This is a genomic window from Paraburkholderia sp. BR10141, assembly GCF_056155635.1.
On sequence record NZ_JBMIQH010000007.1, the window covers coordinates 233623 to 252792 of the forward strand.

15 protein-coding genes are annotated in these 19170 nt (G+C 67.0%); 3 read left to right on the forward strand and 12 right to left on the reverse strand.

The window, feature by feature from the left end; translation table 11 throughout:
- Positions 1 to 375: 375 nt before the first annotated feature.
- Positions 376 to 1605 carry a transglycosylase SLT domain-containing protein gene (locus ACOJB8_RS12920; protein ID WP_475012791.1) on the forward strand — a complete coding sequence of 410 codons (1230 nt, stop codon included), beginning with the start codon at positions 376 to 378 and terminating at the stop codon, positions 1603 to 1605.
- Positions 1606 to 1680: 75 nt separating this feature from the next.
- Here ACOJB8_RS12920 and ACOJB8_RS12925 read toward each other — a convergent pair whose 3' ends face one another.
- From ACOJB8_RS12925 to ACOJB8_RS12965, 9 genes are all read right to left on the reverse strand, one after another.
- Positions 1681 to 2874, reverse strand: coding sequence for a pyridoxal phosphate-dependent aminotransferase (locus ACOJB8_RS12925; protein ID WP_342948521.1), 1194 nt, complete (start codon positions 2872 to 2874; stop codon positions 1681 to 1683).
- 84 nt (positions 2875 to 2958) lie between these two features.
- A complete protein-coding gene (gene nusB, locus ACOJB8_RS12930) occupies positions 2959 to 3393 on the reverse strand; it encodes a transcription antitermination factor NusB (RefSeq protein WP_042260852.1) in 435 nt (144 codons plus the stop codon).
- Positions 3390 to 3905, reverse strand: coding sequence for a 6,7-dimethyl-8-ribityllumazine synthase (ribH, locus tag ACOJB8_RS12935; RefSeq protein WP_069262726.1), 516 nt, complete (start codon positions 3903 to 3905; stop codon positions 3390 to 3392). Before ribH ends, nusB begins: the two co-directional genes overlap by 4 nt.
- Positions 3906 to 3962: 57 nt before the next feature.
- Entirely contained in the window at positions 3963 to 5129 is a 1167-nt protein-coding gene (gene ribBA / locus ACOJB8_RS12940) for a bifunctional 3,4-dihydroxy-2-butanone-4-phosphate synthase/GTP cyclohydrolase II (protein ID WP_069262725.1), read from the reverse strand.
- 246 nt (positions 5130 to 5375) lie between these two features.
- Positions 5376 to 7211, reverse strand: a complete 1836-nt coding sequence (locus ACOJB8_RS12945) for an ABC transporter ATP-binding protein (protein WP_475012793.1) — start codon at positions 7209 to 7211, stop codon at positions 5376 to 5378.
- A gap of 404 nt (positions 7212 to 7615) precedes the next feature.
- Positions 7616 to 8254, reverse strand: a complete 639-nt coding sequence (locus tag ACOJB8_RS12950; protein ID WP_475012795.1) for a riboflavin synthase — start codon at positions 8252 to 8254, stop codon at positions 7616 to 7618.
- 35 nt (positions 8255 to 8289) lie between these two features.
- Positions 8290 to 9408: a bifunctional diaminohydroxyphosphoribosylaminopyrimidine deaminase/5-amino-6-(5-phosphoribosylamino)uracil reductase RibD gene (gene ribD / locus ACOJB8_RS12955; RefSeq protein WP_475012796.1), complete on the reverse strand. Its 1119-nt coding sequence runs from the start codon at positions 9406 to 9408 to the stop codon at positions 8290 to 8292.
- 78 nt (positions 9409 to 9486) lie between these two features.
- The gene (hemL, locus tag ACOJB8_RS12960) at positions 9487 to 10812 is read right to left on the reverse strand and encodes a glutamate-1-semialdehyde 2,1-aminomutase (protein ID WP_475012798.1); all 1326 of its coding nucleotides are present in this window, start codon (positions 10810 to 10812) and stop codon (positions 9487 to 9489) included.
- Positions 10813 to 11020: 208 nt separating this feature from the next.
- A complete protein-coding gene (locus ACOJB8_RS12965) occupies positions 11021 to 11560 on the reverse strand; it encodes a hypothetical protein (protein ID WP_475012800.1) in 540 nt (179 codons plus the stop codon).
- A gap of 220 nt (positions 11561 to 11780) precedes the next feature.
- Here ACOJB8_RS12965 and ACOJB8_RS12970 point away from each other — a divergent pair, with 220 nt between their 5' ends.
- Positions 11781 to 13013 (forward strand): Bcr/CflA family multidrug efflux MFS transporter, encoded by a 1233-nt coding sequence (locus tag ACOJB8_RS12970; protein WP_475012801.1) that lies wholly within the window; start codon positions 11781 to 11783, stop codon positions 13011 to 13013.
- Between the two features lie 92 nt (positions 13014 to 13105).
- Here the strand turns inward: ACOJB8_RS12970 and ACOJB8_RS12975 are convergent, their stop codons facing one another.
- The 3 genes from ACOJB8_RS12975 to zwf all read right to left on the reverse strand — a co-directional run bounded on the left by ACOJB8_RS12975 (position 13106) and on the right by zwf (position 17267).
- The gene (locus tag ACOJB8_RS12975) at positions 13106 to 15022 is read right to left on the reverse strand and encodes a bifunctional transcriptional regulator/glucokinase (RefSeq protein ID WP_475012803.1); all 1917 of its coding nucleotides are present in this window, start codon (positions 15020 to 15022) and stop codon (positions 13106 to 13108) included.
- Entirely contained in the window at positions 15003 to 15704 is a 702-nt protein-coding gene (gene pgl / locus ACOJB8_RS12980) for a 6-phosphogluconolactonase (RefSeq protein ID WP_368682180.1), read from the reverse strand. Before pgl ends, ACOJB8_RS12975 begins: the two co-directional genes overlap by 20 nt.
- Before the next feature lie 93 nt (positions 15705 to 15797).
- Positions 15798 to 17267, reverse strand: a complete 1470-nt coding sequence (zwf, locus tag ACOJB8_RS12985) for a glucose-6-phosphate dehydrogenase (protein ID WP_069262718.1) — start codon at positions 17265 to 17267, stop codon at positions 15798 to 15800.
- A gap of 577 nt (positions 17268 to 17844) precedes the next feature.
- Here zwf and ACOJB8_RS12990 point away from each other — a divergent pair.
- Positions 17845 to 19092 carry an ABC transporter substrate-binding protein gene (locus tag ACOJB8_RS12990; RefSeq protein ID WP_069262717.1) on the forward strand — a complete coding sequence of 416 codons (1248 nt, stop codon included), beginning with the start codon at positions 17845 to 17847 and terminating at the stop codon, positions 19090 to 19092.
- Positions 19093 to 19170 lie beyond the last annotated feature (78 nt).

Below are 19170 nucleotides of genomic sequence, written 5' to 3' on the forward strand. Positions count from 1 at the left end.
GGGATTCTATAGTATTGACGATCTATAAAACGCTGCTAGAATCCGTCCACATTGGTTGCAGGTTTTGAAATTTTTAGCCACCTTCCCGGTCCTTCAGACGCAACGCGTCGCCGTTTAGCCGCATCCCTGCACGGCTGTCCACGGTTTAGATTGGCTGTTCTCGTCAGCGCCTCTTCGCGCTGGCTTTTCGCGTGAGAACTCCGCGCGCGCACACTGCGTGCCTGGTCGTACAAAAGGAGTTCCACCCACGGCGACTTGCCGTTTTCCCGACGCCGCTGCCGCACCAGCCAGGGCGCGCGGTGTCTTGATCCTGCGATTGGTCGTCTGCTTCGCGCCGACCCTCCCGCTGGATCATGCAACATGGGAGATCTGTAGATGAATACCTGGTTATCGTGGTGGCGCGCCGACGAGCGTGTAGCGCTTGGCCTGCGTGCGCTGCTGCGTCGTGGCACGCGTCTTAGCCATCACCTGTTCAGCATTGTTGGCGGCTGTGCCGTTCTGTTCGCTGTTGCCGTCTGGCTCATGCCCACGCTGCGTGGCACGCTCGCCGCTCGCGTGATGCCGTTCGTCTCGGCGGCGGTGCAGGCCGGCCCGGCACGTCTGCTGCAAGGCAACCCGCTGCCCTCGTTCGCGCCCCCCGGCGTGACGAACAACGACGACAACGCCGACGGCGCGATGCTGCCCACGGCGCTCGCGCCCGATGCCGGTGCTGCCGGCGTCACTGCCGCCGCCGGCGCCACGGGCATTTCGCCTGCAGGCTCCAACGGCACGGTCGCGAAGGTCGCGAACTCGGTGTCGAACGGCGGCATCGCCACGCTCGATGCCGTCACGCTCAACGGCCTCGATCCGCGTGCGCTGCCGACCAGCGTCGGCTCGCTCGCGCGCATGATTCCGCCCCAGCGCGTCACGCCCGACGCGCGCGATGACCGCGTGCTCGTTTCGGCACGTGAACAGGCGCTCGTCGCCACCTATCTGGCGCGCCGCTACCGGGTCGCGCAGGAGCCGGTCGGCGAACTCGTGAAAGCGGCGTTCGACACCGGCCGTGAAGTGGGGCTCGATCCGCTTCTGCTGCTCGCCGTGATGGCGATCGAATCGGGCTTCAACCCGTACGCCGAGAGTGGCGTGGGCGCGCAGGGCCTCATGCAGGTCATGTCGAAGGTACACTCGGACAAGTTCCAGTACTTCGGCGGTCAGCGCGCGGCGCTCGATCCGCTCGCCAACATCAAGGTCGGCGCGCTGGTGCTCAAGGATTGCATCGCACGCGGCGGTTCGCTGCCGGGCGGCCTGCGTCTCTACGTCGGTTCGACGTCGCCGGACGACGGCGGCTACGGCGCCAAGGTGATGGCCGAGCGCGGGCGTCTGCGTGACGTCGCACGCGGCCGCAACGTGCCGATCAACGCGCCGCAGGCGCCCGTCACCACCACGGCCAGCACGTCTGCGCAGAAGGTGGCGAGCATCAACGGCGAGAAGCGCGTGCACGTGACGCTCGACAACGCCCACGCAATCGTCGAGAAGTCGTCGTCCGCGAACAGCGGTTCCGCTCAGGACGACGCCAGCACCAGCACGACGGCCCAGAAGCACGCTTCGTCCGAACTGGGTGCCTGAGCAGCTAGCTGAAAGACCGGACCAAACAAAAAGGCACCCGCGGGTGCCTTTTTCCATTTCTCGACCACTAGCGCATTAGCGTCCGAAGAACGTATGCAGCCGCTCGACCGCTTCCTCGAGGCGCTCGTACGCCGTGGCATACGAGAGCCGCACGTACTGATGCGGCGCGGCGACGCCGAAGTCCATGCCGGGCACCATCACCGTGCCCGCGTCGTGCAGCATTGCGCGGGTGAGCGCGTCGCTGTCGCCGGCGGCAGGGTGCGCAACGTTCGAGCAGTCGGCGTAGACGTAGAAAGCGCCGTCGGGCATCACGGGTACCGTGAAGCCGAGCGACTCGAGCGCTGGCGCGATGAAGTCGCGGCGGCGCTTGAATTCGAGCCGGCGGCCTTCGTAGAGCTTCAGCGTGTCCGGGTCGAAGCAGGCGAGCGCGGCATGCTGCGCGAGCGCCGACGCGCAGATGAACAGGTTCTGCGCGAGCTTTTCGAATGCGCCGACCAGCGAGGGCGGCACCACGAGCCAGCCCAGACGCCAGCCGGTCATGTTGAAGTACTTCGAGAAGCTGTTGACGGTCACCACGTCGTCGCCGTACGACAGCGCGGAGACGGGCGGCGTGTCGTAGGACAGGCCTTGATAGATTTCGTCGACGATCGTGAAGCCGCCGCGCGCACGCACGCTTTGCACGATGCGCTTGAGTTCGTCGGGCTCGATCGAGGTGCCGGTGGGGTTCGACGGCGAGGCGAGCAGCACGCCGCGCGTGCGCGGCGACCACAGGCGCTCGACATCGGCGGCGGTGAGCTGGAAGCGCGCTTGCGGGCCGCTCGGCACGAGCACCGGCTTGCCTTCCGCGGCGGCCACGAAGTGGCGGTTGCACGGATAGCAGGGGTCGGGCATCAGCACTTCGTCGTCGCGGTCGACGAGCGCGGTGCAGGCGAGCAGGAGCGCCGCCGAGGCGCCGGCCGTAACGACGATGCGCGCAGGGTCGACCGTGAGGCCGTACGCGTGCTGGTAGTGCGCGGCGATCGCCTCGCGCAGCGCGTGGATGCCGAGCGCGCTCGTGTATTGGGTGACGCCGCGGCGCAGCGCGGCGGCGGCCGCCTCGACGACGGGCTCGGGCGCCGTGAAGTCCGGCTCGCCGATACCCATGTGGATGATGTCGCGTCCAGCGCGTTCGAGCTTCGCGGCTTCCTTCGCCAATTCCATGACGTAGAAAGGCTGGATCTCGTCGACGCGCGCGGCTAGCCGCAGCAGCGGTTCGGCAACGGTGTTCATGCGGGTCTTTCCAATACTGACAGATCACGCGGCGCGCGGGGCCGGGCGCTCAGGCGCACCCGCTCGCCCCGGCGGCTCGCGTTCTTACGACTTGCGGGCGTTTTGTGCTTCGGTGGCGCGCAGTTGCGCCGCGAGCTTGTCGAGCACGCCGTTCACGTACTTGTAGCCGTCCGAGCCGCCGAAGGTCTTCGTGAGCTCGACCGCCTCGTTGATCACGACGCGGTACGGAATGTCGACGTGATGCTTGAACTCGTAGGTCGCGACGAGCAGCACTGCGCGTTCGACGGGCGAAAGCTGCTCGATCGGACGGTCGAGGCACGGCGTGATGGCGGCGGACAGTTCGTCCGACTCGCGGATGACGCCGTGCAGGATCGCGTCCAGATGCTCGTGATCGGCCTTGTCGTAGCCCTGCGAACCGCGCAGCTGCGCGTCGATCTCGCCGGCGGGCACACCCGACAGCAGCCACTGATACAACCCCTGCGTGGCCAGTTCGCGGGAGCGGCGGCGCGCGCTCTTCATTGCTGTTCCTCTTCGTCTTCCTCGTCTTCTTCGTCGTCGTCGCCGCCGTCGAGCTGCTCCAACGCCACCGTCAGGTTCGCCATTTCCACGGCGACGCGAGCGGCGTCACGACCCTTCTCGGTCATGCGGGCCACGGCCTGCTCGTCGCTCTCGGTGGTGAGCACGGCGTTCGCGATCGGCACGTTGAAGTCGAGCGAAACGCGCGAGATGCCCGCGCCGCTCTCGTTCGAGACGAGCTCGAAGTGGTACGTCTCGCCGCGCACGACCGCGCCGAGCGCGATCAGGGCGTCGAACTGGCCGCTTTCGGCGAGCTTTTGCAGCGCCAGCGGGATTTCGAGTGCGCCCGGCACGGTGACGAGCAGCACGTCTTCGCCCGTCACGCCAAGGCGTTCGAGTTCTTCGATGCAGGCGTCGGCGAGGCCGTTGCAGACGGGTTCGTTAAAGCGCGACTGGACGATGCCGATGCGCAGTCCGTCGCCGTCGAGGTTCGGTTGGTATTGTCCGATTTCCATGTGGTGTCCGTAAGTTCGGTTGAGCGTGGTGACGCGTGAAAAGAGCGCGATGCGACTTCAGGCGCGCGACGAGGCTGGGTCAGCGGCTTCAGGCGGGCAGGGCGCTTGCGCGTCCCCGCCAGGCATCGGCACGAAGCCGGTGACCTCTAGACCGTAGCCCGACATGCTGCCGAGGCGGCGCGGCTTCGAGAGCACCTGCATGCGGCCCACGCCGAGTTCGCGCAGGATCTGCGCGCCGATGCCGTAGGTCTTGAAGTCCACGGGCCGGCGTGCGAGCGCCTCCGCGCGCTCTTTCTGGTCGAACGCCTTGAAGACGTCGATCAGATGTTCCTTGGGTTCGCCACAATTGAGCATGACGATCACGCCCACGTCGCGCGAGGCGATTTCGCGCATGGCGGCGTCGAGCGTCCACGAGTGCGTGGACGAACCCGTTTCGAGCAGATCCAGCACCGAAAGCGGCTCGTGCACGCGCACGGGCGTATCGACGTCGGGCTTCGGCGTGCCGCGCACGAGGGCGATGTGCGGCGTGCGCGTGGGGTGATCGACGTACATGATTGCGCGGAACTGGCCGTGCGCGGTTTGCATGGTGCGTTCCGCCACGCGCTCGACGATCGATTCGGTGCGGCTGCGGTAGTGGATCAGGTCCGCGATGGTGCCGACCTTCAGGCCGTGCTCCTGGGCGAACTCCATGAGGTCGGGCAGGCGCGCCATCGTGCCGTCGTCCTTGATGACCTCGCAGATCACCGAGGCCGGCGTGAGGCCGGCAAGCGCCGTGAAGTCGCAGCCCGCTTCGGTGTGGCCCGCGCGCACGAGCACGCCGCCTGGCTGCGCCATGATCGGGAACACGTGGCCGGGCTGCACGATGTGCTCGGCGCGCGCGTCGTGCGCGACGGCCGCCTTGATCGTGCGGGCGCGGTCGGCGGCGGAAATGCCGGTCGTAACGCCTTCGGCGGCCTCGATGCTGACCGTGAACGCCGTGCCGTACTGCGTGCCGTTGCGGTAGGTCATGAGCGGCAGGTTGAGCAGCTTGCAGCGTTCCTGGGTGAGCGTGAGGCAGATCAGCCCGCGGCCGTACTTCGCCATGAAGTTGATGGCTTCAGGCGTGACGAACTCCGCAGCGATGACGAGGTCGCCCTCGTTTTCCCGGTCTTCTTCGTCGACGAGGATGACCATCTTGCCGGCTTTGAGCTCGGCGATGATCTCAGGGGTGGAGGCGAGCGTCATGTTGGGATTCTGGCTGGAAAGGCCACATTTTACGCCACGCGGGCGGGCGCGTCGCCCAGAACGCGGGAAGGCGCGAATCGCGTCTGTTTCACGCTAGTAACGCCATGCGTCATTCAGGTGAAGCGTTCCTATTCGCGGTTCATCTCGCGTGCTCGCGCGCATTGCGCCGCACGCGGGCGCGGCTCCCGCCTGAGCCGGCTTGCGGCGGGAGGGCGCGGCCGCGAGGGGGCACGAACGGGCGAGGCGTCAGCGCAGGATCACATCGTCGGCGAGTCCCTTCGTCAGTTCCAGCGCCTGGCGCTCGAACAGGCGCCGGTACAGGCCGTTTTCGCGGCGCACGAGCGCGTCGTGCGTGCCTTCCTCCGCCACGCGTCCGCGTTCGAGCACCAGCAGCCGGTCGAGCGCGCGCACGGTCGAGAGCCGGTGTGCGACGACCACGGTCGTGCGGCCTTCCATGAGCCGCTCCATGGCCTGCTGGATCAGCACCTCGCTTTCACTGTCGAGGCTCGAGGTCGCTTCGTCGAAGATCAGGATCGGCGCATTCGCGAGGAACGCGCGCGCGATCGCCACGCGCTGGCGCTCGCCGCCCGAGAGCTTCACGCCGCGCTCGCCCACGAGCGTGTCGTAGCCGTGCGGCAGCGCCGTGATGAAGTCGTGGGCGCTCGCGAGCTTCGCCGCGCGCTCGATTTCGGCGTGCGTGGCGCCGGGCCGGGCGTAAGCGATGTTCTCGGCGAGCGAGCGGTGGAACAGCACCGGCTCCTGCTGCACGATGGCGATCTGCGAGCGCAGCGACGCCTGCTGCACGCGCGCGATATCCTGGCCGTCGATCGTGATGCGCCCCTCGGACACGTCGTAAAGGCGCTGGATCAGCTTGATCAGCGTCGTCTTGCCCGAGCCCGAATGGCCGACGAGGCCCACGCGCTCGCCAGGCGCGATACGCAGCGTGAGGTTCTCGTAGAGCGGCCGGGCGTCCGCGTGATCGCCGTAGCGGAACGTCATGTTCTCGAAGCGGATGTCGCCCTGATCGATCACGATGGGCGGCGCATCGCGCTGGTCCTCGATGCCGAGCGGCGCCGCGTCGAGCGCGACGAGTTCTTCCATGTCGTTGACCGAGCGCTGCAGGTTGCGCACGTGCATGCCCACATCGCGCAGGTAGCCCTTGAGCAGGAAGAACAGCGTGAGCGCGAACGTGATGTCGCCGACGCTTGCGAGACCGCGCGCCCAGAGCAGCAGCGCCGCGCCGAGGATGGCCGCCTGCATGCCCACGAGCAGCGCGCCCTGCACGCCGCCGTTGAGCGTGCCGCGCTGCCACGTGCGCCGCGTGCGGCTGCTCCACTTCGTGACGACGCGCGCGAGCCGCGCTTCTTCGCGCGTTTCCGCGCCGAACGCCTTGACGACGGCGTTGCACGAAATGGCGTCGGCAAGCGCACCGCCCATCTTCGTATCCCACTGGTTCGCGAGCCGGGCCGAGGGCGCGACGTAAAAGAGCGAGAGCGAGACCGTGATCGCCAGATACACGGCCGAGCCGAGGCCGATAACGAGGCCCATCACGTGCCACTGCACCGCGAGCAGGATCGTCGAGCCGACCAGCATGACGAGCGACGGGAAGAGGGCGACGAGCAGCGTGTCGTTGAGCAGATCGAGCGCCCACATGCCGCGCGTGACCTTGCGCACCGTGGAGCCGGCAAAGCTGTTCGCGTGCCAGTCTGTCGAGAAGCGCTGCACGCGATGGAAGGCCTGCGTGGCGATCTCGCTCATCATGCGCAGCGTCAGCGTGATGATGTTGCGGTACGCGGCCTGGCGCATGATCGTGCCGCCGAGCCCGAGCGCCGTGAGCGCCCAGAATGCGACGACCGCCGCATGCCAGGCGGCGGCGCTGCTGGCTGCGCCGCCGTGCGTGAGGGCGTCGACGAGCTGGCCGGCGTAGTGCGGCGTGAGCACGTCGGCGAGCGCGCCGAGGAGCGAGGCGAGCGCGACGGCCGTGACGCGCACCGGTTGGCGCGCCCAGTGCCGGAAGGTGAAGCCGAGGACCTTGCGGAAGGTTTGTCCGCCCGATTCGGGTTTGTTGTTTAGCTCTGTCATGGACAGCATGCTCCGGACGTGATGCCCGAAGACTCTCCTGAAGCAAGCGTGAAGCGTTAAGACGGAAAACGGGCTTCGCACGCCCGGGCATCGGTTGCCGGACGGCCTGACCTCGAATTCGCTGAATACGGCGCGGCGTCTGAAAACATGCCGCGCGGGACGCGCTATGGCTGCGCTGGAAGCGGGACGGTTGCGTGACGCGACGCAACGTGCAACATCACCCGGACCATCGGCATGGCGGCGCTCGTGTCAATCGTTGCCAACTGTGCCTCCTGGTTCGATTCGGGTGATGGGAACGCGGCACGCCGTGCGGCGAGCGCGTAGGGAAAAGCTAGATTCTATCAGCGCCCCGGCGCGCGTGCTTGCGCGCGTCCGGGGCAGGCATGGCGCCGTCCAGGCGGCGCTTAGTCCTGCGCGGCCGAATTGGCGGCCTTCTCCGCCGAGAGCATCCGCTCCACATAGCGCGCAATCAGATCGATTTCGAGATTCACCTTCGTACCGGCCTGAAGATGCTTGAGCGTGGTGACTTCCACGGTGTGGGGAATCAGGTTGATCGAGAATTCGCAGCCGTCCGCGCGATCGTCGACCGAGTTGACCGTGAGGCTCACGCCGTTCACGGTGATCGAGCCCTTGTAGGCGAGATAGCGGCCGATATCCGCCGGCGCGAGAATGCGCAGCTCGTGCGACTCGCCCACGGGCGCGAAGCGCGTGACGGTGCCGAGGCCGTCCACGTGACCCGAGACGATGTGGCCGCCCAGGCGGTCGTTCGCGCGCAGCGCCTTTTCGAGGTTCACTTCTCCAGTCGCCGCGAGGCCCACGGTGCGGTTCAGGCTTTCGCGCGAAACATCGACGTCGAAGCCCGTTGCCGACTTCTCGATGACGGTCATGCAGGCGCCCTGGATCGCGATGCTGTCGCCGAGCTGCACGTCGTCGAGGCCGAGGCTCCCTGCATTGACGGCGAGGCGCACGCCTGCGTCGGCACCCGTGCCGAGCGGCTTGATCGATTCGATGCGGCCCACTGCCGCGACGATTCCGGTAAACATCGTGCTGTTCCTTGTGTTCAGTGCTTCAGTGAGGGTCAGGCGTCTTGCGTCGTGACGACACGCGCAAGAATGCGCAGATCGCTGCCGAGACGATCGACGGAATGAAAGGCGAGGCGCGTGCGCTCGTCGAGCGTTGCGGGCGCAGCGATGTCGATCATGCCGAGCGCATTCGTGCCGAGCAGCGACGGCGCCACGTACACGAGCAGTTCGTCCACGCAGCCTTCGCGCAGCAGCGAACCGTTGAGCTTGTAGCCCGCTTCCACGTGCAGTTCGTTCACGCCGCGCGCAGCGAGCTCCGTGAGCATGGCCGGCAGATCGACCTTGCCCTGGTCGTTGCCGAGCGCGACGATCTCGGCGCCGCGCACACGCAACGCTTCGGCGCGCTCTTCGTTGCTCGCGTCGAGCGCCGCGCAGAACACGAGCGTGGGCGCGCCCACGAAAATCTGCGCGAGCGGCGAGGCGTCGAGCCGGCTGTCGATCAGCACGCGTTTGGGCTGGCGCGGGGTGTCGACGGCGCGCACGGTCATGCGCGGGTCGTCTTCCTTCACCGTGCCGATGCCCGTGAGGATGGCCGAGGCGCGCGCGCGCCAGGCGTGGCCGTCGGCGCGCGCGGCTTCGCCCGTGATCCACTGGCTTTCGCCCGAGGGCAGGCCGGTGCGGCCGTCGAGCGATGCAGCCACCTTCATGCGCACCCACGGACGCTTGCGCGTCATGCGCGAAACGAAGCCGATGTTCAGCTCGCGCGCCTCGTTGGCCAGCAACCCGCAACGCACGTCGATACCCGCGTCGCGCAGGATGGAAAGCCCGCGCCCCGACACGAGCGGGTTCGGGTCTTCCATCGCCGCAATCACGCGCGCGACCTTCGCTTCGATCAGCGCGTTCGCGCAGGGCGGCGTGCGGCCGAAGTGGCTGCACGGCTCGAGCGTCACATACGCGGTCGCGCCGCGCAGGTCGTGCCCGCGCGCGCGGGCGTCCTTCATCGCCTGGATTTCGGCGTGATCCTGGCCGGCCGGCTGCGTAAAGCCTTCGCCGATCACCACGCCGTCCTTCACCAGCACGCAGCCGACGCGCGGGTTCGGGTCGGTCGTGTACAGGCCGCGGTGGGCGAGCGCGAGCGCACGCTCCATGTGGACGAAATCGGATTGCGAAAACATCGTCGGGCTTTCTCCCGGGCGGCGGTCAGATGGGGCCGGCGAGGCGCGCGCCGCGCCGGCAGTCGTTGGCGTGATGCCTTATTGCGTGACGTTTTCCGCCGCGGCTTCCGCTGCAAACGCGCTGCGCGCCGCGGCGATGGTCTCGTCGAGGATCGCGTCGTCGTGGGCGCTCGAGACAAAACCCGCCTCGTAGGCCGACGGCGCGAAGTAGACGCCCGCGTCCAGCATGCGGTGGAAGAAGCGGTTGAAGCGCGCGATGTCGCTCTTCGTGACCTCGGCGAAGCTACCCGGGACGTTGTCGGCGAAATAGAGGCCGAACATGCCGCCCACCGAATCCGCCACGAACGGCACCTTCGTTTCGCGCGCCGCGGCCGACAGCCCCTTCGCGAGACGTTCGGTCTTCGCGGTGAGCTGCTCGTAGAAGCCGGGCGCCTGGATGAGCTGCAGCGTTTTCAGGCCCGCCGCGACCGCGATCGGATTGCCCGAGAGCGTGCCTGCCTGATAGACCGAGCCGTTGGGCGCGAGGTGATCCATGATTTCGCGACGGCCGCCGAAGGCCGCCGCCGGCATGCCGCCGCCGATCACCTTGCCGAGGCATACCATGTCGGCCTCGACGCCGTAGAGCGCCTGCGCGCCGCGCAGGCCGACGCGGAAACCGCACATCACTTCGTCGAAGATCAGCACGCTGCCGTGCTTCGCCGTGAGGCTGCGCAGTGCGCCGATGAACTCGGGCGTGGCCTTCACGAGGTTCATGTTGCCCGCGACCGGTTCGACGATCACGGCGGCGATCTCGTCGCCGAACGCTTTGAACGCTTCTTCGAGCGCCGCGACGTTGTTGTATTCGAGCACGGTGGTGTGCTTCGCGATGTCCACCGGCACGCCCGCCGACGTCGGGTTGCCGAACGTGAGCAGCCCCGAGCCGGCCTTCACGAGCAGGCTGTCGGCGTGGCCGTGGTAGCAGCCTTCGAACTTCACGATGCGGTCGCGCTTCGTGAAGCCGCGCGCGAGACGCAGCGCGCTCATGGTCGCCTCGGTGCCGCTCGACACCATGCGCACTTGCTCCATCGACGGGACGATCTTGCAGATTTCTTCGGCGATCTCGATCTCGGCCTCGGTGGGCGCGCCAAACGAGAAGCCATTCGCGAGCACGCGCTGCACCGCTTCGAGCACTTCCGGATGCACGTGGCCGACGATCATCGGGCCCCAGGAGCCGATGTAGTCGATATAGCGCTTGCCTTCGGCGTCCCAGAAGTACGGCCCTTGCGCGCGCTCGATGAAGCGCGGCGTGCCGCCGACCGAGCGGAACGCGCGCACGGGCGAATTCACGCCGCCCGGGATGGTGCGCTGGGCGCGTTCGAAGAGGGCTTCGTTGCGGTTCTGCGTGCTGGACTGGGTGTTGGACATGAGTGCTGGACCTGCGAAAGTGGTGTGGCGCGCGGCGCTGACGAAACGGGCTGGCGTACGGACCCATGCGGCGCCGCAGGGGCGCGGGCGATGGGGCTGTTCTCTTGAAATTGTACCGGAGTCGCGCGGATCGGGCCGGCCCGTCCGGTCGGTCTGGGCGGTCCCCGGCGCGCCCCGGGTCAGCGCGCTGACGGCCCCTTTTTGCCTGCTACTTTCTGCCTTTGCGGGCTGGCGGCGCGAACTGCGGCGCCGTGTCGCGCAGATTGTCGTGCCATGCCTGCATGGCCGCGACGGCCGGCGCCGGCATGGGCCGCCGCCCGGTCAGTTCGGCCCAGCGTTTTTCCAGCGCGCCTTCGGCCGCCGGCTTGATGACGGTGCCCGAACTCTGTGCGTCCCAGGTCTGGATCGAAAACGGGTGCACGCGCAAGTCGTCGCGCGCGATGACGACATCCTCGCCCGCGTCGACGAGCCAGTCGTAGACGAAGTCGATACACAGCCGGTAGCCGCGCTTGTACGCGGCGTCCGGCACTTCGTAGGGTGCACGCGTGACGTAGCCGGAACCGAAGAGCCCGCGCGGCTCGGCAGCCACACGATGCAGGAACACCCGGTCGCCCGGCAGGATGCCGCGTGCGAAGCCGCATCCCCAGGTGTCGGCTACGGCTTCCCCGGCGCGCACACGGCGCGCGAAGTCGGGCAGTTCGGGCCAGGGCCACTTCTTGGGGCTCCAGATGAGCAGGAAGGCGGTCATGTCGGCAACGCGGCAAGTTGAGCGAAAGCGGGCAGCTTAGCGCAAAGCCGCGCCGCCGCCGCATGTAGGGCGGCAGATGGCGGGCAAGGGGTGTCAGGTACAATTCGGCGGCACTCCGTTGCTGTTTTTGTCCGCTTTCGTCCGCTCCTGCAGCGACGGATGAATCGGCCCCTGACATCGAGACCGCGCGAGCCGCGCGAGTTTCGCCGCCACACACACCATGTCCCATTCCCCGCGCCGCCGGCCCGATGGCCGGCTGATTCTGTTGCTCGGCGCACTCGCCGCCTGCGGCCCGCTCGCCACCGACATGTATCTGCCGAGCCTGCCCGCCATCGCGCAGTCGTTCGGCGTGAGCGCTGCCGCTGCGGCCTCGACGCTCACGAGCTTCATGGCCGGCTTTTCGATCGGCATGCTGCTCTACGGCCCGGTTTCCGACGCTTACGGCCGCCGCCCCGTGCTGCTCGGCGGCATCGCGCTCTTCACGGTGGCCAGCATTGCCTGCTGGCTCTCGTTCTCGGTGGGCGAGCTCGTGATCGTGCGCTTTCTGCAGGCGCTCGGCGCGGGCGCGGCCTCGGTGCTCTCGCGGGCCATCGCGCGCGACGCCCACGAGCCATCGGACGCTGCCAAAGTCCTCTCGATGGTCGCGATCGTCACGGCGATCGGGCCGCTGCTCGCACCGCTGATCGGCGGACAGTTGCTGCTTATCGGCGGCTGGCGCGTGGTGTTCGTTGCGCTCACGCTGTTCGGCCTCGCATGCGCCGTGGCGGCCTACCTGCGCGTACCGGAAACCTGGCCGCCGGAAAAGCGCGAAAGCGCGGCCGTGCTGCGCTCGTTCGCGGCGTATGGGCGCTTGCTGCGCGATCCGCTCGTGTGGGGGCACATGCTCTGCGGCGGCATGGCGTTCGCCGCGATGTTCACCTATATCTCGGCCACGCCGTTCGTCTATATCGAGTACTTCCACGTTTCGCCGCAGCACTACGGCTTCTTCTTCGGCGCGAACGTGTTCGGCATCATGCTCGGCAACTTCCTCAACACGCGCTTCATCGGGCGGCTCGGCACCCTGCGCATGGTATCGATCGCTTCGGGCGTGAGCATCGTCGCGTCGCTCTTCGTCGCGCTCATGTGCGTGACGGGCTGGGGCGGCCTGTGGTCGATCGTGTTTGGACTGTTCTTCGTGGTGAGCGTGGTGGGGCTGCTCGGCGCGAACTGCGCGACCGATCTCATGTACCGCTATCCGAAGAACGCGGGCGCGGCGGCGGCCGTGTTCGGCGCGACGCAACTCGCGCTCGGCGCGTTCGCGAGCGCCGTCGTCGGCTGGTTCCCGGGCATCTCGCCGTTCGGCATGGGCGTGACGATCGGCGTATGCGGCCTGCTCACGTGGGTGGGGCGCGCGCTCGTCGTGAAGTGGCACGGCACGCCGGCGCCGGACGCGCCGCAAACGGCAACGCCGTGAGCCGTACGTCGATACGACGTGCAAAATAAAAAATGGGACGCCGAGGCGTCCCATTTTTTCATCGCTCGAATGAGTCGATGAATGAGCCGACCTCAGTCGCGCGCCGTGGGCGAAGCACCGTGGCTCAGCCAGTCGAGCACGGCCGATGCATCGTCGTCGGCATGCTCGCGCACCTTTTCGACGGCGTTGCCAAGGTCCGCATCGGGCGAAGCACGGCGAATCGCGACGCCCACCGCGAGGATGTCGATCATCAGCAGATGCAGGATGCGCGAGATCATCGAAAGCTGCGATTCGCGCATCTCGATGTGATCGGTTTCGAGCGCCACGGTCGCGCGCTTGGCGAGCGGCGTGTTGCTCGACGTGATCGCGATCACCTTCGCGCCCGCCTGCATGGCGACGTCGAGCACGCGCAGCAGTTCCGGCGCGCGGCCCGACTTCGACACGGCCACGATCACGTCGCCCTTGCCGAGCAGCGCGGCGGAAGCGGCCTGCATGTACAGGTCGCCATAGGCGATGGTCGGGATGCCGAAGCGGAAGAACTTGTAGTGCGCGTCCTGCGCGACGATGTGCGAGTTGCCGAGGCCGTAGAACTCGATGCGGCGCGCGCCGTTGAGCAGCGTGATCGCATTCTCGACCTGCTCGAAGTTCAGGTGCTCGCGCAGTTGCAGGATGGCCGAGACGGTATTGTCGAGCACTTTCGCGCCGAAGTCGGTGGCGGTGTCGCCCAGATGCACCTGGCTGTGGCTCACCGGAATCGTGCCCGTGAGGCCCGTGGCGAGCTTGAGCTTGAAGTCCGAGAGGCCCTGGCAGCCCAGCGAGCGGCAAAAGCGGATGACCGTGGGCTGGCTCACGTCGGCCTTGCGCGCGATATCGACGATCGGATCGTTGATGATCGAGCGCGGATGGTTGAGCGCGAGGTCGGCCACGCGGCGCTCGGCGGGCGTGAGCGCGTCGCGCATCTGGCGAATGCGTTCGAACACGGCCGACGAGCCGCCGCCCGCGCGATTGGACAGCTGCTCCGCGAGAATCGCCGACACGCCGAGGAACGCCGGATACTCCGCCGTGATCACGTAGGTGGGGACGTTCGAGAGATAGGTGTCGAAACGGCCCTTCGCCTCGAAGCGCTGGCGGAACGACGAGCGCGTGAAGAGGTCGCCCAGGCGCGGCACCACGCCGCCGCCGATATAGATGCCGCCGAGCGAGCCGAGCGTCATCGCGATGTTGCCCGCGAAGCTGCCGAGAATGCCGCAGAAGCATTCGACGGTCTCGAGCGCGAGCGCCTCGCCGTCGTGCGCGCGCTGCACGACTTCAGCCGTGCCGGGATCGGCGGGCAGTTTCTTCTTGTCGCGTGCGGCGAGCGCACGGTAGATGAGCTCGAGGCCGGGCCCCGCGCACACGCGCTCGAACGACACATGCGGCCACTTCTTGCGCGCGAACTGCAGCACGATGTCTTCGCGCTCGTCCTGCGGCGAGAAGCTTGCGTGGCCGCCTTCGCTGCCGAGCGCGATCCAGCGGTCGTCGGCGGGAATCAGGCCCGAGACGCCGAGACCCGTGCCCGGACCGAGCAGGCCGATCACGCTGTTCTGGCGGCGCTGGCCGCCGCCTACCTGCACGCGCTGCGAGTCGGTCAGGCCGGGCAGCGCCATGGCGAGCGCGGTGAAGTCGTTGACGACCAGCAGCGTGTCGAAGCCGAGCGAGCGACGCGTCGCTTCGATCGAGAAGGTCCAGTCGTGGTTGGTCATGCGCACCTGGTCGCCGTCGACCGGATTCGCAATCGCGATGGCCGCATGATTCACGCGGCCGATCTTGTTGTCCTTCAGGTATTGCTGGATTACTTCCGCGACGCCGGGATACTGTGCGCACGGATACACGCGCACCTGGCCGATTTCGCCCGGACCCGTTTCCAGCGCGAAGCGCGCGTTGGTTCCGCCGATGTCGGCGAGCAGCCTCGGACCGTCGGCGTGCTGGCCTGCGCCAGGGGCGTTTTTATTAGGCGCACCAGTAGACATCGAGTCTCACTCCCTTGTCGTTCGCCAGCTTCGAGATGGCGTTGTTTTGTTCGGCCGCGGCGGCCTGTTGCAGCACTTCGAGCTTGCGCTGTCCCGCGATCAGCAGGAACAGCCGATCGACCTGGCGCAGCGCCTGCATCGACCACGAGACGCGCGCATGGGGCGCTGCCTGCGGATGCACGGCCACGAACGGGCGCGCCGTGGTGATCGCTTGGTGCCATTCGGGGGCGTCGGCGAAGATCGAGGCCGTGTGGCCGTCCTCGCCCATGCCGAGTACGGCGACGTTCGGCAGCTTGCGGGCAGGGTCGGCGTTGAGCGCGGCGACATGCGCGTCGAGGTCTTGCGCCACGTCGACGAGCGGCAGGAAGTGCGCGTGCGCCGCTTCGTGCGTGAGCAGCGTCTCGCGCGCGAGGCGCGCGTTGCTCGCGGAGTCGGTGTCCGGCACCCAGCGGTCGTCGACGAGCGTGACGTCGATGTGCGCCCAGTCGAAACGGTGCGTCGAAAGGGCCTCGAGGAAGGGGCGCGGGCTCGTGCCGCCGGAGACGGCAAGCGTTGCACGGCGCGCGGCAGTGCCGGGCGCCGCCTGCTGAGCGGCGAGCGACGCATGTAGCGCGTCGCCCACGGCTCGCGCCAGCGCGTCGGATTGGACGCGCGGGTCGTCGAATACGTGAAGCTCGATCACTTCTCCTCCATGCTGCTTTTTTGTAGGTCTACGGGGTAGTTCATCTGGCCGGTCCGGCGTCGCGCTTGCTGTGCGCGCCGCCATGCAATCCCATCAATTCTCTTCTTCGAGCCAGCAGGTGCCGTGCTGCGCAAGCATCGCGCTCGCGGCCGCCGGTCCCCATGTGCCGGCCGCATACGGCTTGGGCGCGCGGGGCGTTGCCGCCCACTCGTTGAGGATCGGCTCGACCCACGTCCACGCCGCTTCCTGCTCGTCGCGCCGCACGAACAACGCGAGGCGACCGTTGATCACGTCGAGCAGCAGGCGCTGGTAGGCCTCCATCTGGCCTTCGCGGAAGAACTGGTCGAACGCGAGATCCAGATGCACGCTCGCGAGATTCATGCCTTCGCCGGGCTGCTTCGCGAGGCAGTAGAGGCGGATGTTCTCGTTCGGTTGCAGGCGAATCACGAGGCGGTTCGCGCCGGGGCGCAGCGCCGGTGCGCCGAGCGCCGAATGCGGCACCGGACGGAAGTTCACGACGATCTCGGCCACGCGGTCGGCAAGACGCTTGCCGGTGCGCAGGAAGAAGGGCACGCCCGCCCAGCGCCAGTTTTCGATCTCCACCTTGAGCGCGACGAAGGTTTCCGTGTGGCTTTCGGGTTTCACGCCATGCTCGGTCGCATAGCCCGGCACCGCCTGGCCGCGGATCACGCCCGCATGGTACTGCCCGCGCACGGCGACCTTGCTGATGTCGAGCGGGTTGATCGGCTTGAGCGCGCGCAGCACGCGAAGCTTTTCGTCACGCACCGAATCCGAATCCATCGAATGCGGCGGCTCCATGGCGACGATCGAAAGCAACTGCAACAGGTGATTTTGCACCATGTCGCGCAGCGCGCCAGTGTTGTCATAAAAGTCGCCGCGCGCTTCGACGCCCAGTTCTTCGGCAATCGTGATCTGGATGCTCTCGACCCATTCGCGGCGCCACAGCGGCTCGAAGAGCGCGTTGCCGAAACGCAGCGCGAGCAGGTTCTGCACCGGCTCCTTGCCGAGGTAGTGGTCGATCCGGTAGATCTGGCCTTCGGCGAAGATCTCGCCCACGGCGTCGTTGATCGCGTTGGACGACTTGAGGTCGTAGCCGAGCGGCTTTTCCAGCACGATGCGCGAATTCTCGTTCAGCCCCACGGCGGCAAGCGCGCGGCAGATCGGCACGAACAGCGACGGGCCCGTCGCCAGATAGAACACACGAATGCCGGGCAGCGACGCGATGCCGTCGCGCAAGTGAGTAAAGTCCTCGGCGCGCGAGAGGTCGAGCTTCACATAGACGATGCGTTCGAGGAAGCTGGCCCACGCGTTGTCGTCGAAGCCGCCGTTCTTCTTCACGTGCGGCTTGACGTGCTCGTCGACCCACTGGATGTACGCTGCACGATCCTCTTCGTGGCGCGCGACGCCCACGATCTTGCCGGCCTGGGCGAGCATGCCTGAACGGTGCGCTTCATACAGGGCGGGGAGGATCTTGCGCATCGACAGGTCGCCGGTGGCGCCGAAGAGCACGAACGTGAAACCTGAATCGATCGGGGTTTGCATGAGTCTCGGTCAGAGTCCTGGGGGGCCGCTGCAGGGTACAACGGGTGCCCGTCTGTGTGGGCGATCGGGCGGCCGTAGTCCGATAAAATTTTTTTTGACACTGAATTGTAGTTTAACTACAATCCAAATCAAGAGGTAACGTTCATTCGATGAAAAAAGCGTGGAACGCAGCCAGCAAGGCGGTTTGCGCGGTTTCGCGAGCGGACGGAATGCCCCCTCATGTTAACGGAGAACCACGCGGGACTCAGCCCGGCTTGCCAGTGAGCCGTGCGCCCGGTTCCCCGCCGTGCGGAGGCTTCAAGGCCGCGTGACGCAAGCGGCGCCTCGGCCGGTCGGGTGACCGGTGAAAATCAAAAGAGGAGACAGTCAAGTTGCATTCCGAACCACTCATCTCTTGAGCGTCCTGCGGCCGGTAACCGGCACGCGGCCCGCGCGCATCTAATGAAAAGCACGCGCGCGCGGCACTCCGGCGCCCGTCCGTCCAGTGTTTTGCCTGTTTTGCCTGTTTGACCAACCACCGCACCCTGGTGATCAGGGGCCAATCGTTTTTTGTTCAGGTGTCTGGAGGAGATAAGCAATGAAATTCCGCGCGATCATGGGCGCCCTGTGCGCAGCAGGTCTGTTGGGTGGCGTCGCCACGGCGCAAGCGGCCGAGTCCCTCGAAGTGCTGCACTGGTGGACTTCGGGCGGCGAGTCGAAGGCCGTCGGCGTGCTCAAGGACGACATGACGAAGCAGGGCTATGTGTGGAAGGACTTCGCGGTCGCCGGTGGCGCGGGCGCGGCGGCCATGACCGCACTGAAGACCCAGGTGATCTCGGGCAACGCACCGACGGCCGCCCAGATCAAGGGTCCGCTGATCCAGGAATGGGCTGAGCAGGGCGTGCTGGTGAACGTCGACTCCGTCGCCGGCGACTGGAAGGCCAATCTGCCGCCGCAGATCGACAAGATCATGCACGCCGACGGCCACTACGTGGCAGCGCCGTTCTCGGTGCACCGCGTGAACTGGGTGTGGATCAACAAGGCAGCGCTCGACAAGGTGGGCGGCAAGGCGCCGACAACGTGGCCGGAATTCTTCGCGCTGGCCGACAAGATGAAGGCCGCGGGCATCCAGGCGGTCGCCGCCGGTGGTCAGCCGTGGCAGGACCTGACGCTGTGGGAAGACGTGGTCCTCTCGCAGGGCGCGGACTTCTACAAGAAGGCACTCGTCGACCTCGACCAGAAGACCCTCACGTCGCAGCAGATGGTCGGCGTGTTCGACACGGTCCGCAAGATCGAGTCGTACATGGATAACGGCCGCACGGGCCGCGACTGGAACCTCGCCACGGCCATGGTCATCAACGGCAAGGCCGGCATGCAGTTCATGGGCGACTGGGCCAAGGGCGAGTTCGCGAACGCGAACAAGCAGCCGGATACGGACTACGTTTGCGCAGCCGTGCCGGGCACGGCAAAGGCCTACACTTTTAACGTCGACTCGTTCGTGTTCTTCCAGCAGAAGGGCCAGAAGGAGGCAACGCCTGGCCAGCTCGCCCTCGCGAAGACGATCATGAGCCCGGGCTTCCAGGAGCAGTTCAGCCTGTACAAGGGTTCGATTCCGGTTCGTCTCGGCGTGGACATGAGCAAGTTCGACGCATGCGCGAAGAAGTCGTACGCGGATGAGCAGGTCGCGATCAAGGCCGGCGGCTATGTGCCGTCGCTCGCTCACGGCATGGCTCAGCCGGACGCAACGGCCGGTGCGATCACCGACGTCGTGACGAAGTTCATGAACTCGAACCAGGATTCGAAGAGCGCGGTCGAAGCGCTCGCGAAGGCTGCGAAGACGAAGTGAGCGTAGCAGGTTAGTGCTGTAAGACGGGGGGCGCCATACGTGGCGCGCCCCGGGCATGACGGTTCACTCTCTGAACCC

What these genes read in the sequence shown, in the direction of transcription:
- ACOJB8_RS12965 (WP_475012800.1), bottom strand. Translation starts at nt 11,560, where the DNA reads ATGACCGCCTTCCTGCTCATCTGGAGCCCCAAGAAGTGGCCCTGGCCC.
- nusB (WP_042260852.1), bottom strand. Translation starts at nt 3,393, where the DNA reads ATGAAGAGCGCGCGCCGCCGCTCCCGCGAACTGGCCACGCAGGGGTTG.
- ACOJB8_RS12990 (WP_069262717.1), top strand. Translation starts at nt 17,845, where the DNA reads ATGAAATTCCGCGCGATCATGGGCGCCCTGTGCGCAGCAGGTCTGTTG.
- ribH (WP_069262726.1), bottom strand. Translation starts at nt 3,905, where the DNA reads ATGGAAATCGGACAATACCAACCGAACCTCGACGGCGACGGACTGCGC.
- ACOJB8_RS12950 (WP_475012795.1), bottom strand. Translation starts at nt 8,254, where the DNA reads ATGTTTACCGGAATCGTCGCGGCAGTGGGCCGCATCGAATCGATCAAG.
- zwf (WP_069262718.1), bottom strand. Translation starts at nt 17,267, where the DNA reads ATGCAAACCCCGATCGATTCAGGTTTCACGTTCGTGCTCTTCGGCGCC.
- ribD (WP_475012796.1), bottom strand. Translation starts at nt 9,408, where the DNA reads ATGTTTTCGCAATCCGATTTCGTCCACATGGAGCGTGCGCTCGCGCTC.
- ribBA (WP_069262725.1), bottom strand. Translation starts at nt 5,129, where the DNA reads ATGACGCTCGCCTCCACCCCTGAGATCATCGCCGAGCTCAAAGCCGGC.
- ACOJB8_RS12925 (WP_342948521.1), bottom strand. Translation starts at nt 2,874, where the DNA reads ATGAACACCGTTGCCGAACCGCTGCTGCGGCTAGCCGCGCGCGTCGAC.
- ACOJB8_RS12920 (WP_475012791.1), top strand. Translation starts at nt 376, where the DNA reads ATGAATACCTGGTTATCGTGGTGGCGCGCCGACGAGCGTGTAGCGCTT.
- hemL (WP_475012798.1), bottom strand. Translation starts at nt 10,812, where the DNA reads ATGTCCAACACCCAGTCCAGCACGCAGAACCGCAACGAAGCCCTCTTC.
- ACOJB8_RS12970 (WP_475012801.1), top strand. Translation starts at nt 11,781, where the DNA reads ATGTCCCATTCCCCGCGCCGCCGGCCCGATGGCCGGCTGATTCTGTTG.
- ACOJB8_RS12945 (WP_475012793.1), bottom strand. Translation starts at nt 7,211, where the DNA reads ATGACAGAGCTAAACAACAAACCCGAATCGGGCGGACAAACCTTCCGC.
- ACOJB8_RS12975 (WP_475012803.1), bottom strand. Translation starts at nt 15,022, where the DNA reads ATGTCTACTGGTGCGCCTAATAAAAACGCCCCTGGCGCAGGCCAGCAC.